Origin of the sequence: Microcoleus sp. BR0-C5, assembly GCF_036705045.1 — a bacterium.
Taxonomy (GTDB): Bacteria; Cyanobacteriota; Cyanobacteriia; order Cyanobacteriales; family Microcoleaceae; genus Microcoleus.
This window is the reverse complement of the sequence record NZ_JAUBTR010000033.1, coordinates 40,952-57,972: the sequence shown is the minus strand read 5'-3', so window position 1 is coordinate 57,972 and position 17,021 is coordinate 40,952. Positions and strand designations below refer to the sequence as shown.

Annotated in this window: 6 protein-coding genes; all 6 read left to right on the top strand. The window is 46.8% G+C overall.

All coding sequences use genetic code 11. The features are described from left to right. Position 1: 1 nt before the first annotated feature. The 6 genes from QUB08_RS17265 to QUB08_RS17240 all read left to right on the top strand — a co-directional run bounded on the left by QUB08_RS17265 (position 2) and on the right by QUB08_RS17240 (position 16,860). Positions 2–3,274, top strand: coding sequence for an amino acid adenylation domain-containing protein (locus tag QUB08_RS17265; RefSeq protein ID WP_333225859.1), 3,273 nt, complete (start codon positions 2–4; stop codon positions 3,272–3,274). Positions 3,275–3,373: 99 nt separating this feature from the next. Further along, positions 3,374–5,062, top strand: coding sequence for a pyridoxal-dependent aspartate 1-decarboxylase PanP (panP, locus tag QUB08_RS17260; RefSeq protein ID WP_333225858.1), 1,689 nt, complete (start codon positions 3,374–3,376; stop codon positions 5,060–5,062). After that, the gene (locus tag QUB08_RS17255) at positions 5,052–6,599 is read left to right on the top strand and encodes a condensation domain-containing protein (RefSeq protein ID WP_333225857.1); all 1,548 of its coding nucleotides are present in this window, start codon (positions 5,052–5,054) and stop codon (positions 6,597–6,599) included. The genes panP and QUB08_RS17255 overlap by 11 nt, the downstream gene beginning before the upstream one ends. A gap of 61 nt (positions 6,600–6,660) precedes the next feature. Further along, positions 6,661–7,710: a TauD/TfdA family dioxygenase gene (locus QUB08_RS17250; RefSeq protein ID WP_333225856.1), complete on the top strand. Its 1,050-nt coding sequence runs from the start codon at positions 6,661–6,663 to the stop codon at positions 7,708–7,710. 22 nt (positions 7,711–7,732) lie between these two features. Next, positions 7,733–10,993, top strand: a complete 3,261-nt coding sequence (locus QUB08_RS17245; protein ID WP_333225855.1) for an amino acid adenylation domain-containing protein — start codon at positions 7,733–7,735, stop codon at positions 10,991–10,993. After that, positions 10,990–16,860: an amino acid adenylation domain-containing protein gene (locus QUB08_RS17240; RefSeq protein WP_333225854.1), complete on the top strand. Its 5,871-nt coding sequence runs from the start codon at positions 10,990–10,992 to the stop codon at positions 16,858–16,860. The genes QUB08_RS17245 and QUB08_RS17240 overlap by 4 nt, the downstream gene beginning before the upstream one ends. The last annotated feature ends 161 nt before the right edge of the window (positions 16,861–17,021 follow it).

Sequence of the window (17,021 nt, the reverse complement as noted above, 5' to 3'; positions counted from 1 at the left end):
GATGAGCAAAGGCAATATCGAAGATTTTTATCCCCTCTCCCCAGCGCAGCAGGGCATTCTGTTTCATTCCCTTTACCAGCCAGAATCTGGCGTATATTTTGGGCAACTGCTGTGCATCTTGCGCGGCGATCTCAATGTTTCTGCGTTGAAAAATAGTTGGCAAAAAGTTGTAGACAGGCATCCCATTTTGCGGACTTGTTTCGTGTGGGAAAATTTGAAAGAACCCGTACAAGCGGTGCGTAAGCAGGCTGGATTATCTTGGCAACAGATGGACTGGCGATCGCTCTCGGCCTCCGAACAAGAACAGCAGCTAGAAACGTACCTTAAATCCGATCGAGAGCAGGGCTTTGACTTGACATCAGCTCCCTTAATTCGCATTGCACTGGCGCAGTTAGAAGCAGATACTTTTCAGTTTATTTTGAGCCACCACCACTTAGTTTTAGATGGGTGGTCGCTTTCTATTGTTCTCGATGAAGTTTTTGCATTTTACCAAGCTTTCTGCCAGGGCGAGGAATTGCACCTCAAACGCCCTCGCCCTTATCGGGATTACATCGCGTGGCTGCACCAGCAAGATTTATCTGCGGCTGAGTCATTTTGGCGCCAAACTCTCAAAGGTTTTGCAGATCCAACTGCGATCGCCCGGGGCAATATTGTCGCGGGAAACCGTTTAGAAAGTAGTGGCGAACAGCAGGTGATATTTTCTGCAACAGCCACCGCCGCACTCCAATCCTTAGCGCGGCAGCATCAACTAACATTAAATACCCTCGTGCAGGCAGCTTGGGCGCTACTTTTGAGCCGATACAGTGGCGAGGAAGATGTGGTTTTTGGTACGGTTGTCTCCGGGCGACCGCCAGAGTTAATAGGCGCTGAATCGGTAGTGGGACTGTTCGTAAATCCTCTGCCAGTGCGCGTAAAAATTGACCCACAGGATTCTATTTTATCCTGCTTGAAACAACTCCAAACGCAACAAGTTGAGGCGCGACAATATGAGTACAGCCCCCTCGTTGAGGTGCAGGGGTGGAGCGAAGTTCCTCGGAGTTTACCTCTATTTGAGAGTCTCGTCGTCTTTGAAAATTATCCTTCGGATGCTTCTTTGCAGGAGAAGATTCACAACTTAAAAGTAGAGAAGATTCGCTCCTGGGAAACAACGAATTATCCTCTAACCGTGATGGCAATGCCCGGTGCGGAATTGACGCTAAAAATTGGTTACAGTAGCAGCCTCTTTGAAGACGCTGCTATCGCACGGATGCTCGGACACCTGCAAACTTTACTGGAGGGAATGACTGCAAATCCTGAGCGGAAACTGTCAGAATTGCCCCTATTGAGCGCCGCCGAACAGCAGCAATTACTTGTCCAGTGGAACGACACCCAAGCAGATTACCCCAAAAATTCCTCAATTCACGAATTATTTGCAGCGCAAACAGAGCGAACCCCAGATGCAGTAGCTGCAATTTGCGAAAATGAACAATTGACTTACCGCGAATTGAATGCCAAAGCCAACCAAATCGCGCATTACCTGCAAACTCTAGGTGTCAAACCAGAAGTTTTGGTGGGAATTTGCTTAGAGCGATCGCTGTTCGTGCTGGTGGCTATTTTGGGCATTTTAAAAGTCGGTGGCGCTTACGTTCCTCTCGATCCTGCTTATCCCCAAGAACGCCGCTCCTTCATGCTTGCCGATGCAAAAGTTCCGGTGCTTTTGACTCAAAAAAACCTCCTAGAAAGCCTCCCCGAACACACCGCAAAAGTCGTCTGTATCGACGCCGAATGGCAGGAAATTTCCCGGCAGAGCGATCGCAACCCCGCTGTTAAAGTGGAAGCCGAAAACCTCGCTTACGTCCTCTACACTTCCGGCTCCACAGGCACTCCCAAAGGCGTACTCGGCACCCACCGAGGCACAGTCAATCGCTGTTTTTGGAACCCCTACCCTTTTATCGAACAAGATATTTGCTGTCAAAAAACGTCCTTAAATTTTGTCGATTCGGTTTGGGAAATCTTTGCTCCTTTGCTGCATGGGTTGCCCACTGTCATTATTCGCGATCGCTCCGTCAAAGATATTAACCAATTCCTTCAAACCTTATCAAAGCAAAAAGTAACCCGACTGGTGCTGGTTCCTTCTTTGTTGCGCGCTATCTTAAATGCTTTCCCTGATTTAGACAGGCGTTTGCCTCAATTAAAGTATTGGATTTGCAGCGGAGAAACTCTGCCGATGGAACTTTGCCAGCAATTTCGAGAGCAGATGCCCCAGCGGGTATTAATCAATCTTTATGGCTCTTCGGAAGTAGCTGCGGACGTGACGTGGTACGATGCAACTCACTGTGTCGAGAAAGTTCCAATCGGTCGCCCGATCGCCAACACGCAAATTTATCTGCTCGATCGCAATTTGCAACCCGTTCCCATAGGAATTCCCGGCGAGATTTACGTCGGGGGCGATGGATTGGCAAAAGGCTACTTAAACCGCCCCGACTTAACCTCGGAAAAATTCATTTCTCACCCGTTTGGGCAAGAAAAATTAGATTTTGTCGGTAATTCTCATCAAAAAGTTTTGTTCAAAACAGGCGATATCGGTTGTTACCTGCCGGATGGTAATATAGAATTTCTGGGTCGGGGCGATTCCCAAGTAAAAATTCGCGGTTTCCGCATCGAACTCGGAGAAATAGAGGCAGCACTTTCTCAACATTCTTCTGTGTCCACCGCTGCTGTTTTGCTTCAAGAAAATGCACCGGGGAGTCAACGCCTAGTCGCTTACCTAGTTCCTAACTCAGGGTTCAGAAATCAGCACCCAGAACTTATTTCCGAACTGCGTTCATACTTGAAGGACAAACTGCCCGATTACATGGTGCCTTCAGCTTTTGTGCTATTAGATGCGCTGCCACTAACGCCCAACGGAAAAATTGACCGCCTCGCCTTATCTCAAAGGTGCGATTACGTTTCTGATGAAACAGCCTTCACTGAGCCACAAACGCCCACAGAGAAAGAAATGGCTGAGATTTGGACTGCTCTTTTAGGGCTAGAACAAGTAGGAACTAACCAAAACTTTTTTGACCTCGGCGGTCACTCTCTGATGGCAACACAGTTAATATCGCGAGTGCGATCGTGCTTTGGGGTAGAGTTAGGGCTGCGCGATTTTTTTGCCGCTCCCACCGTTCAGAATTTAGCTGAACTAATCGAGGAAGAAATTCTGGCAAACGCCGATTCTAACCAGATAGATGAATTGCTCGATCTCTTAGAAAAGAGTGATGGAGAGTCAGCACAAACTGTGATGCTGACTGAGTAAATATCGGGGTGATAAAAAAGCACAAAAAGCCCTTTGCTTCTTAAGGCTTCGGTGGAGAATTGGAGATTTAAAAAGCCCATTTAACAGGATGAATTCTGGATGAGTAAACTAACAGTAAAAGCCAAAGATTATCAAGATGTAATGCAGCCATTAAAAGCTTCTGTTACCCCACTTGAAGAAAAGTTAATGGAGCTATTCAGTGCCTCAGAAAAGTCATTTTTGGCAGAAGAAGCAATGGAGGAGCGAATTTCTGCCCTAGTTCAAGACTTTTTGTACGCAAAAACCGCTAGTACAGATATTGACTTAGAGTTAATTATTCAGCAGTTTAGGGAAAACAAAATTCCCGCCCTTCCTACAGATGTTGGGAATTATATCGATGATTTGACCCAAACCCTCGTTGCCCATTCCATTCACACATCTTCCCCTCGATATATCGGTCACATGACGAGTGCACTTCCCTATTTTGTGCGCCCGATCGCGAAGCTTGTAACCGCGATGAATCAAAATTTAGTCAAGATGGAAACGGCCAAAGTTTTAAGCCCCTGCGAGCGCCAGACTTTGGCAATGATGCACCGATTAATTTACGATTTTTCTGAGGATTTTTATAACCAGCACATTCAAAAAAGTGACAGCACGCTCGGTATCATGACAACGGGCGGCACCCTAGCTAATATCACAGCCCTGTGGTGCGCTCGCAACGCTTCTTTAGGGCCAAAAAATGACTTTGGTGGCATTGAAAAAGAAGGCTTGTACGCAGCTTTAGAGTTTTACGGCTACAAGGGAATGGTGATAATCGGTTCGAGTTTGATGCACTATTCTTTTGAAAAAGCTGCAGGTTTATTAGGCATTGGCGATCGCAATCTCCTAAAAATCCCCACCGATTCCCATCACCGGATGGATTTGGCAGCGCTGCGCCAAACTGTAGCCGAATGTCGCGATCGCAACCTGCACATTCTGGCAATTATCGGTGTTGCAGGCAGCACCGATTCGGGAAGTATCGATCCGCTTCCAGAAATAGCCGCGATCGCGCAATCCGCAAACGCTCACTTTCACGTCGATGCCGCTTGGGGCGGCCCCGTGCTTTTTTCCGAACGTCACCGGCACAAATTCGCAGGCATTGAACTAGCAGATTCCGTCACCATAGATGGACACAAACAAATGTATTTGCCAATGGGAATCGGTCTGGTTTTATTCCGCAATCCCCAAACCGCCAAAGTTATTGAAAAAAACGCGCCCTACACGGTGCGAAAAGACTCCATAGATCTAGGCAAGCGCTCTCTCGAAGGCTCTCGACCAGGTGCGAGTTTGTTCTTGCAAGCCGCCTTACATATCATCGGCCATCAAGGCTATGAGTTTTTGATAGATGGAGGCATCCATAAAACGCAGCACTTAGCCAATTTACTTCGGGAAAATCCAGCCTTTGAATTGCTGCTCGAACCAGAAATTAATATTCTTTTATACCGCTACATTCCAGAAACATTCAGGGAAAAAGCAGCCAAAAAACAACTAAACGAAGCAGACAACCACTTCATTAATGAATTTAACGAGCGCCTTCAGGAGGCCCAGCGGCAAGCCGGTCACACCTTCGTATCGCGAACAACCGTGCAAAACACCTGTTATGGCAAAACCATTCCCATTGTTGCTTTTCGAGTCGTCCTTGCCAACCCCCTTACTACTGAAGCAGATATCAATTTTGTTTTAAACGACCAGCTAAAAATAGCAGCAAAGCTTTCCTTAACTATCACAAACAGCGATTACTGCGAGGAAGTGAATCATCATGTCTACTAATCGTTCAGAACGACTAAAAAACCTCTCGCCCCAGAAGCGAGCGCTCCTCCTCAAAGCATTGGGCAAAGAGGCAGTACAGGCTGAGCAATCTCAGCGTATTCCCAGGCGAGCGCAGCCAAATTCTGCTCCCCTTTCTTTTGCCCAGCAACGGCTGTGGTTTCTCGATCGATTGTCTCCCGAAAACCCTGCCTACAACCTTCCTGCTGCTGTGCGTTTGCAAGGGCAATTGAATTTGTCAGCACTGCAACAAACACTCAATGAAATTGTCAGGCGTCACGAAGTTTTACGGACTGCTTTTGCAGAAGTGGACGGGGAACCTGTTCAACTAATTTCTCCTTCCTTGGATTTCGCTTTGTCGGCGATAAACTTGCGACATTTACCAGAAACTGAGCAGCAAGCTGAAATTGAGCAGCGTACTCTAGAAGAAGCCCAACGCCCCTTTGACTTAACGCGATCGCCCTTACTGCGGGGCACTCTGCTGCAACTTAGTTCGGCAGAATATGTATTGCTGCTGACGATACACCACATTATTTCTGATGGTTGGTCTATGGGGGTATTGGTGCGAGAAGTAGCCGCACTTTATGAAGCTTTTTCCAATAACAAACCCTCTGCGCTGCCTGAACTTTCCGTACAGTATGCCGACTTCGCCAGTTGGCAGCGGCAGCATTTCCAGGGAGAGAAATTAGAAAAACAGCTCGCTTATTGGAAACAGCAATTGGGAGGCGGTTTAGCTGTGCTGTCAACAGATAGGCAGCGCTCTTCCGTGCAAACTTTCCGAGGATCGCAGCAATCTTTTGTGATTTCTGCTTCTTTAACTGAAAGGCTTAAAACCCTCGCCCAGCAACAAGATGTTACCCTATTTATGACGTTGTTGGCAGCATTTCAATCCTTGCTCTCCAGCCAAATAAAGCAGGATAACCTCGCTATTGGCTCTCCCATTGCCAATCGCAACCGCCTTGAATTAGAGGGACTGATTGGATTTTTTGTCAATACTTTAGTGCTGCGAATTGACACCGCAGGTAATCCAACTTTTCGCGAACTACTCGCTCGAACACGCGAGGCAGCTTTAGGAGCTTACGCTCACCCCGATGTCCCTTTTGAAAAGCTCGTGGAGGAATTGCAGCCGGAGCGAAATCTCAGCTATAACCCGCTGTTTCAAGTGTGGTTTGTACTCCAGAATGCACCCATGCCACCCCTGGAGTTAGCTGATTTGACCTTGAGCATTTTGGAATTCGATGTCGGTATGTCGAGACACGATTTAAGCCTCAGTCTCTGGGAAGTTTCAGAAGGAATCCAAGGCTTATTTGAGTACAAAACAGACTTATTTGAAGCTGCTACGGTTGCCCGAATGGTGAGAGGTTTCCAAATCCTCCTCAACCAGGTAGTCATCCAGCCAGATATCAGGATCGACGACTTGGCAGAAATTCTTGCCGAAGCAGAAAAGCAGCACCAAATCGAGCAGCAAAAACAAATTCAAATTTCGGGAATTCAAAAATTAAAAATGGCTAAACGCAAAGTTATGAAAACTTTAAAATGATGGCTCAATCTCTCAGATTTTTTCGTAAAAAAGGGAGTAATTTTTCACCAAACCCAAAACTATGACAAATACAGAAACAAATAATCTTAATTCCCAAAAGTTAGGATCAGTTAGGCGAAAATCCGTCAGCCTGTCCTCAGAGGAATTAGTCAAAACCGCCTACCTCCAGCCCGACAACCTTCTACCTCTAGTTGTTCAGCCAACAGTAGAAAAATTAAATCTTGCGGGTTGGGCACAGAACAATCGCTCATCAATTGAAACCCAGTTATGGAAGCATGGAGGAATACTTTTTCGAGGCTTTGAAGTCGGCGGAGTGAATGGTTTCGAGCAGTTTATTCAAACTATTGCTGGCGACTTGTTGGAATATTCTTTTCGCTCAACTCCGCGCAGTCAGGTGAGCGGAAATATCTACACTTCCACCGAGTATCCTGCCGAGCAATTCATCCCACTGCACAATGAAATGGCTTATTCTCGAAATTGGCCGCTGAAAATCGCTTTTTTCTGCGTCAAGAAATCCGAACAGGGAGGAGAAACCCCGATCGCTGACAGCCGCAAAGTGTTTGAAAGCCTGGATTCAAAGATTAGAGAAAAGTTTGCCCAAAAAAAGGTTATGTATGTGCGAAATTACGGCGGTGGCGTAGATTTACCGTGGCAAAATGTCTTCAATACTAACAGCCAAATTGAGGTAGAAAACTATTGCCAAAAAGAGGAAATTGAGTTAGAATGGAAAAGTGACAATCGCTTGAGAACTCGGCAAATATGTCAAGCTGTCGCTGGGCACCCACAAACGCAAGAAATGGTGTGGTTTAATCAAGCTCACCTCTTCCACATTTCCAATCTCGAACCCGTCGTTCGCAAAGAGCTTTTAACTTCTTTTGAGCAGGAAGATTTACCCCGCAATGCTTATTACGGCGATGGTTCGCCAATCGAAGATTCTATTTTAGAGGAAATTCGCCATTGCTATCAGCAAGAAACGATCGTTTTTCCTTGGGAAGAAGGAGATGTTCTGCTGTTAGATAATATGCTAGCCGCGCACGGACGCACGCCATTTTCGGGTTCGCGTCGGGTTGTTGTCGGTATGGCAGAAGCGTTTAGCTGTCAAGATATTTAGACTTATTAAAGGAACTTTAGAAATGCAAAACGAAACAATCGAAGGGTTTAGACTCTCTCCACAGCAACGGCATCTGTGGGGGTTACAGCAAAATAAAAGCCAACAGACTTATCGCGTTCGAGGTGCAATTTTAATTACCGGAAATCTCGACAAAGAGATTCTTAAAAGTGCGCTGCAAAATGTCGTGAACCGGCACGAAATCCTGCGTACTAGCTTTCACTGCTTGCCTGGGATGACACTACCCCTGCAAGCGATCGCCTGCACTGGTGAAGTTCCTATGTCGGAATACAATCTGAGCGGTTTGTCTTCAAAAGAACAAGAAGCTAAAATCGCAGCGCTTTTTCAGCAACTAAACCAGCTTCCTTTTGATTTTGAGCGCGGCCCACTTTGGCACATCTCTTTAGTCACTCTGGCGCAAGACAAGCACCTATTGCTGGCAAACTTCTCTGCCTTAATTGCAGATAGCGTCACCCTGAAAAAATTCACCCGCGAACTCAGTCTTTCCTACTCAGCCTGCACGTGCGGGGAAGAAATCTCAGACGAGCCAATGCAATATGCCGATATTGCTGAGTGGCAAAATGAGCTACTCGAATCAGAAGAAACGGCAATCGGCCAAGAATACTGGCAAAAGCTGAACATTGAATCTTTGCATTTATTAACGCTTCCTTGGGAAAAGAAGAATTCAGAAGCGGAATTTAAGCCGCTAGTAGAAAGGGTGGAAATTCGGGGTGATTTGTTGAACAGCCTGGAAGCGATCGCCCCAAAGCACAAAAGCGATATTTCTGCCTTCCTGCTGACTTGCTGGCAAATTCTCATTTGGCGGCTTACCAGAGAGCCAAACCCGATAATCGGCGTAGCTATTGACGGCAGAAAACATGAAGAATTAGAACACTCTCTGGGGCTGCTGTGCAAATACTTACCCCTACGATGCCCAGTGCAAGACGAGTTAAATTTCTCACAAGCGAGGCAGCAAATTGAGCTTAATCTCAACGAAATGTACAACTGGCAAGAATATTTTAGCTGGGAAGAAATCCTAGAAAACGCAAAAAGCAGCAGCTTTTGGCCCGTCTGCTTTGAGTTCCAAGCAGAGCCTAAGAACTATGGTAATTCAGACGTTTCATTTTCCCTTGTTCGGCAAGATGCCTGCCTAGAGCCATTCAAACTCAAGCTCTCCTGCCTGACACAAGGCAATTGCTTAATCGCCGACTTTCACTATGATTCCGCTTTATTTGGTGCGGCAGATATAAAGCGCTTGTCAGAACACTTTCAGGCGCTCTTAGAAAGCACAGTCAAAAATCCAGAAGTCGCTATCAGTCAGCTAGACATACTCAGCGATCGCGATCAGCTGCAACTTCTCATTGACTTTAACCAAACTCAAAAAGATTACCCGAAAAATAAATGCGTTCATCAGCTTTTTGAAGAACAAGCAGAACGCCACCCAGACAAAATTGCCGTCGTCTTTGAAAACCAAAAAATCACCTACCGAGAACTCAACGATCGCGCCAATCAACTCGCCCATCACCTGCAAAACTTGGGAGTTGAACCAGAGTCAATTGTTGGCATTTGCGTTGAAAGGGGGGCGGGCACGGGGGCACCGCCCCTACAGGCAATCGTAGGAATGCTGGGCGTACTCAAAGCCGGTGGCGCCTATTTACCGATCGATCCAACGACCCCAATAGAGCGCAAAGCGCTAATGCTAGAAGACGCTCAGGTGAAGGTTTTGCTCGTACAACAGCGGCTCATAGAAAGCTTGCCGAAAACTCAGGCAAATATTGTTTGCATCGATACAGATATTCCCACTGTTTCTGCATCTTACACGCCCCGTGTTTCTACAGACAATTTAGCTTACGTCATCTATACTTCCGGTTCCACTGGCATCCCCAAAGGAGTCGCGATCGAACACCGACAACTGCTCAATTACCTGCACAGCATTCAGGAAAAATTAAACCTACCAGCCAAAGCCAGTTTTGCTACCGTTTCCACCTTCGCCGCCGACTTAGGAAACACAGCGATTTTCCCCGCCCTTTGTTTCGGCGGTTGCCTGCATATTATCTCCCTAGAACGCGCCACCGATCCAGAGGCACTGGGTGAATATTTCTGCCGCAATCCCATCGACTGCCTCAAAATAGTTCCCTCTCACCTAGCCGCCCTTTTAAATTCCTCTCAACCCAAGTCAATTTTGCCTGGTAAACGGCTTATTTTAGGAGGTGAATCTGCCAACTGGAGCTTAATTAAAACAATTCGCAATCTTGCTCCCAGTTGCTCAGTATTCAATCACTACGGGCCAACAGAAACAACTGTAGGTGTCCTGACTTATCAAGTGGAATTTGATAAAATTGGCGGCGATTTTGACACAGTTCCCCTCGGTCTTCCGATTGCCAACACTCAGATTTATATCTTGGATTCTTACTTGCAGCCGGTGCCGATAGGCGTACCTGGTGAACTGTACATCGGCGGTGATAATTTGGCACGCGGATATCTTAACCGCCCTGAATTAACCGCAGAAAAATTTATTCCCAATCCATTTGACACGCAAGCAAAGACGCGACTGTACAAAACCGGCGACTTGGCTCGCTATTTGCCAGACGGAAACATCGAATTTATCGGGCGAATTGACGGCCAAGTAAAAATTCGCGGTTTCCGCATTGAATTGGGAGAAATCGAGGCGGTGCTGGGGCAACATCCAGATATCGCGCAGGCTGTAGTTGTGGCGCCAGAAAACGAGACGGCACAAAAGCGCCTCGTGGCTTATTTGATTTCCGAGCAGAAACAAGCACCTACCCACAAGGAAATTCGCAATTTTTTAACGTCAAAATTGCCGGAGTACATGGTGCCTTCTGCTTTTGTGATACTCAAAAGTTTTCCTTTAACTTCTAACGGAAAAGTAGACCGACGAGCACTGCCCGCACCTGACGAAATGCGACCGGAGTTGACAGCAAACTTTGTCGCGCCTCGCACAAATATCGAGGAAGTTTTAGCCGCTATCTGGGCTGAAGTTCTCAAAATTGAAAAAGTCGGCATTTACGACAACTTTTTTGAATTAGGAGGGCATTCCTTATTAGCAACTCAAGTAATTTCCCGAGTGCGCCAAGCATTTCAGGTTGAGTTGCCTTTGCACCGTTTATTTGAGTCGGCCACTGTCGCCGATTTTGCTGTAGCGATCGCGCAAAAGCAAGCCGAACAAACAGACAGTGAAATGCTAGCGAGGGTATTAGCAGACCTCGATCAACTGTCAGAAGCCGAAATTCAGGAAATTCTCGCCCAACAAGGAGTCAGCAAATGAGTGATTTAATCGAACGCATCGCGACTCTTTCTCCCCAAAAGCGCGAGTTGCTGTTGCAGCGACTCAACCAGAAAAAAGAAAGCGTTTCGCTAGCAAAAATTCTGCCTCAAAGTCGAGAGTGTAACACTTTTCCTCTGTCGTTTGCTCAACAGCGGTTGTGGTTTTTTGAGCAACTAACTCCAGGCAACTTTACCTATCACATCCTCGCCGGCGTGCGTTTGACAGGAACACTCGACGCGAGAGCCCTCAATCGCAGTCTCAACGAACTTGTCAAGCGTCATGAAGTTTTGCGAACGGCTTTTAAGACAATAAACGGTCAACCCATTCAGGCGATCGCTTCCAATCTGGAATTGAAGATTTTAGAAATAGATTTGCGATCGCTTCCTGAAATTGAACGATCTCGCGAAGTAGAACGGTTAATCGCCGCAGAAGCAAAGCTTGCTTTCGACCTCTCACAAGCACCCTTATTGCGTGCCAAATTGCTGCAATTGAGCGATTCAAACTGGGTGCTGCTATTGAGTACGCACCACATCATTTCCGATGCCTGGTCAATGGGAATATTCATCCAGGAACTCGCCACGTTTTATCAAGCCTTTTGCACTGGCCAACCTTCTCCCCTTCCCCAACTGTCGGTACAGTACGCAGACTTTGCAAGTTGGCAGCGGCAGTGGTTGCAGGGAGAAGTTTTAGAGAAGCAGCTTGCTTACTGGAAAAAACAGCTTGGAGGCAATCTCCCTGTACTAAATTTGCCAACCGATCGCCCCCGCTCGGCAGTACAAACCTTCCGAGGTGCCGTGCATAAATTCACCATTCCCAAAGCAATAGCAGAGGAAATCGCCCTATTAAGCCAGCGGGAAAAAGCTACTTTATTTATGACCCTACTGGCAGCGTTTAAAACATTGCTCTATCGCTACACCGGGCAAGAAGATATTTTAGTCGGCTCCCCCATAGCTAACCGCAACAGACGCGAAATCGAGGAAGTAATTGGCTTATTTGCTAACACCTTAGTTTTCCGCACCAATCTGTCGAGCAACCCGACTTTTAAAGAGTTACTGGGTCGCGTGCGAGAAGTAGCTCTCGGCGCGTATAACCACCAGGATTTGCCATTCGAGAAACTGGTAGAAATCATACACCACGAACGAGATTTAAGTCATAATCCGCTATTTCAGGTATTGTTTTCTCTGCGAAATGTTCGGACACCGCAGATCAAATTGCCAGGAGTGACGTTGAGCGATTTAGAAATAGAACGGAAAACAGCGAGATTTGATTTAGCGCTTGACCTGGAGGAAGGATTAGAGGGTATTAATGGAACGCTTGAGTATAGCCACGATTTGTTTGACGCTAGCACTGCACGACGGATAGCCGGACATTTTATAACCTTACTAGAAAGTATAGCTGCTAATCCCGAACAGCGCATTTCACATTTGCCAATCTTGACGAAACCTGAACAGCAGCAACTGCTGTTCGAGTGGAACAATACTCAATCGAATTTTCCGCAAGATAAGTGCATACATGAACTATTTGAAGCCCAGGCAAAACTGACACCCGATGCGATCGCTGTCGTCTTTGAAAATGAATGTCTGACTTACCGGGAACTGAACCAAAAAGCAAATAATCTCGCAAGTTATTTGCCAAAAATTGGTGTCAACCCAGAAGTTTTGGTGGGAATTTATGTCGATCGCTCCTTAGACATGGTGGTAGGGCTGCTCGGCATCCTCAAAGCCGGTGGGGCTTATGTTCCCCTCGATCCAGCATATCCACCAGAGCGCCTTGCATTCATGCTGGAAGACGCGAAAATTTCCGTGTTACTCACTCAGAAAAAGCTATTAAAAACCCTGCCCACAAATAGCGCTTCCCTCGTGTTTCTGGATGCAGATTGGGAAGGCATATCGAGCTGCGACGAGCCAGTCGTGGGTTTACAAAATTCGTCCAATTTAGCCTATGTCATCTATACTTCAGGCTCAACAGGTAAACCCAAAGGAGTGCAAATTTCCCACGCCTCTGTCGTTAACTTCTTGAGTTCTATGCGCCAACAACTCGCGATCGCAGACGGCGATGTTTGGCTAGCAGTAACATCCTTATCTTTTGACATTGCAGCGCTGGAACTGTTCCTGCCTATTACAACAGGTTCTCGCGTTGTTGTAGCCAGCCGAGAAGTTGCATCTAACGGGGAAAAGCTTTTAGAAACATTAACAAATTCTGGCGCGACAGTCATGCAAGCTACTCCAGCCAGTTGGAAAATGCTTTTAGCAGCAGGATGGCAGGGAAACAATCAATTAAAAATACTGTGCGGGGGAGAAGCTTTACCGCGACAACTAGCAAATCAGTTGCTTTTGCGCGGCGCTGCTGTGTGGAATTTATACGGCCCTACAGAAACCACTATCTGGTCTACTCTCTATCAGGTCGATCGCAAAGATGAATCAGTTTCCATCGGTCGCCCGATCGCTAACACTCAAATTTACATATTAGACCGCTATTTAATGCCGGTTCCCGTTGGCGTATTTGGCGAACTGCACATCGGCGGTGCCGGCTTATCTAGAGGCTACCTAAACCGACCGGAATTGACCGCAGAGAAGTTTATTCCTAACCCCTTTGCAGAGGACGGAACTCATGCTTCATATCGTTTCCGGTTGCATCGTAATCATAAAATCGATTCAACAGTCAACAGTCAACAGTCAACAGTCAACAGTCAACAGTCAACAATCCTTCCGGTGCAACCGGAATTGATATCATTCATCCTTCATCCTTCATCGTTTATTCTTTCAGAACGCCTCTATAAAACCGGAGACTTGGCTCGCTATCTCCCAGATGGAAACATTGAATTTATGGGGCGCAGCGACCACCAGGTGAAAGTTCGCGGATTTCGCATCGAATTAGGCGAAATTGAAGCGGTACTCAGCCAATACCCAGCCGTGCGAGAAGCGATCGCACTGGTTCGAGAGGACAATCCGGGGGACAAGCGTTTAGTAGCTTATATCGTTGCTAACTCAGAACTCCGGGGCGGACACGGGGACACCGATCCTACGCATTCAGAATTTATTAATCACTTGCGCGTCTTTCTCAAACAAAAACTGCCGCAGTACATGATGCCGTCAGCGTTTGTGCTGCTGGAAGCAATGCCTTTAACCCCTAACGGAAAAATCAATCGGCGATCGCTAAGAGCACCTGACACAAACACAGCAGAATTTGAGAGCAATTTTACCGAGCCTCGAACTCCCGACGAGCAATTAATAGCAGAAATTTGGGCGGAAGTTCTCGGTTTAGAGCGAGTGGGAATTCACGATAACTTCTTTGAATTGGGAGGTCATTCATTGCTGGCTACTCAAGCGATTTCTCGCCTGCGAGAAGCTTTTCAAGTTGAAGTGCCCTTGCGCTCTCTTTTTGAATCGCCTACCGTCGCCACTTTCACCGAAAGCCTCTTGCAATATCGGGCCGAGCAAAAACTGAAAGCACCCCCCATCAAGCGTGCGTCAAGGCAGGGAGAATTGCCCCTTTCTTTTGCACAACAACGACTGTGGTTTCTCGACCAATTGCAGCCGGGAAATCCTGCCTATAATATCCCAGCAGCCGTGCGCTTGAAGGGGGCGCTCAATGTAGCGGTTCTAGAGCAAACTTTTCAGGAGATTATCAAGCGGCACGAAGCATTGCGGACAACTTTTAATTCGGTGGAAGGACGACCCGCTCAGGTTATTATTTCATCTTTTAAATTCACATTGCCGATCGTAAACTTAAGAGAGTTATCGCAAGCTGAACGAGAAGCCGAGGCAATGCGACTCGCCGCTGAAGAAGCGCGACAGCCTTTTGACCTAACAAAATGGCCATTACTGCGCGTCACATTGTTACATCTTGACCAGACAGAATACCTGCTGTTAGTGACAGTACACCACATCGTAGCCGATGGCTGGTCGATGGGGGTACTCGTGCGGGAAGTGGCGGCGCTTTATGAAGCTTTCTGCAGTGGCAAACCTTCTCCCCTACCCGAACTTTCTGTACAGTACGCAGACTATGCTGTTTGGCAAATAAATTGGCTGCAAGGCGAAGTTCTGGAAGCAAAACTCGCTGACTGGAAGCAGCAGTTGGGTCAAATTTTGCCCCCGCTGCAATTGCCAGCAAAACTACCGCGTTCTGCTGTTTTTAGCAATCAAGCTAAGATTCAAAATTTCCAGCTTGATTGGCAAGTTTCAGAAGCCCTAAACGCACTCAGTCGGCAACAAAATGTCACCTTGTTTATGACCTTGTTGGCAGCACTTAAAACGCTGCTTTATCGCTACACAAATCAAGAAGATATTGTCGTCGGTACTGACCTGGCAAACCGCACACAAGTTGAGACAGAAGCTTTAATTGGTTTCTTTGTCAATATCCTCGTCTTGCGAACCGATATGCGCGGCAATCCTACATTTGGCCAACTGCTCGATCGAGTCCGCGAGGTGACATTAAAAGCTTACACTCACCAAGATTTGCCCTTCGACAAACTGGTAGAAGAACTGCGTCCCGATCGCACCCTGAGTCAAACACCGCTCTTTCAAGTTTTATTCGTCATGCAAAATGCGCCTATGCCGAATTTAGAAATGGCGGGTTTAACTTTAATGCCGGTTGCAGTTGATAGCGGTACGGCTAAATTTGATTTGGCGCTATTTGTGTCGGAAACAGAGAGAGGAATTGTCGGCACTTGGAAGTATAATTCCGACCTATTTGACAGGGAGACGACCGCTCAAATGTCAAATCGCTTTGAAACCCTCCTCGGCAGCATTGTGGCACAGCCTGACAGTCGTTTGAACACTTTAGAAATTCTCACAGAAGCCCAGAAGCAGAAACAAGCCATGCAAGAATTAAAGCGTGAAAAAAGCAATTTTAGTAAATTCAAAAGCGTCAAGCCGAAGCGAGTAGCTTTGCCGCAAGGCGAATTGATAAAAACCGAGTACCTGCACCCCGACGAACTCTTTCCTTTAGTGGCAAAACCCGCAGTAGCCGATGTCGATATCGCAGAGTGGGCGAAAAATAACCGCGAATTTATAGAGGCAAAATTGCTACAGCATGGAGGGATTCTTTTTCGAGGGTTCATCGGCCCTGTGGTTGCCGCATTCGAGGAGTTTGCACTCTCAATTTGTTCGGAATTATTTGGGGAGTACGGGGATTTGCCACGCGAAGGAGTTAGCGGAAAAGTTTACGGTTCAACTCCTTACCCAGCAGATAAAGCTATCTTATTTCACAGCGAGAGTTCGCACCTGCACCGCTGGCCGATGAAAATCTGGTTTTTCTGCGTTCAGCCAGCGCAACAAGGCGGAGAAACGCCGATTGTTGACTGCCGTAAAATTTACCAGTTGCTAGACCCGAAACTCAGAGAAAAATTTGCCCAAAAGCAAATTATGTACGTTCGTAACTATACAGACGGACTGGATGTAAGCTGGAAAGATTTTTTCCAAACAGAAGACAAATCCGTGGTTGAGGAATACTGCCGGCAAGGCGGGATGGAATTTGAGTGGAAAGCAGGAAATAATTTGAGAACTCGCAAAATTCGCCCCGCAATTGCCAAGCACCCAAAAACCAAAGAGATGGTATTTTTCAATCAACTTCCCTTGCACCACATTTCCTGCTTAGATGCGGCAACCCGCGCTTCTTTGCTCTCTGTTTTTGGAGAAGAGAACCTCCCCCGCAATGTCTATTACGGTGACGGCACTCCTATTGAAGACTCGGTAATGGAAGAAATTCAGGCAGTGTACGCGCAAGCTGCTGTTAGTTTTCCCTGGCAAGCAGGAGACATCTTAATGCTAGATAATATGCTTGCCGCTCACAGTCGCAATCCATTTATCGGTTCGCGAAAAATTGTTGTAGCGATGGGCGAAATGATTCCTGAATCAGAGATTTAATTCCCTCTCATATCATTTCCGGTTACACCGGAATGATGTTGACTGTTGACGGTTGACGGTTGACGCCGTCAACCGTCAACCGTCAACCGTCAACAGTCAACTCGAATTTACTATTCCGATGCTAACGGATTTGATATCATCTCTTCCCGGCAAAGGTAACG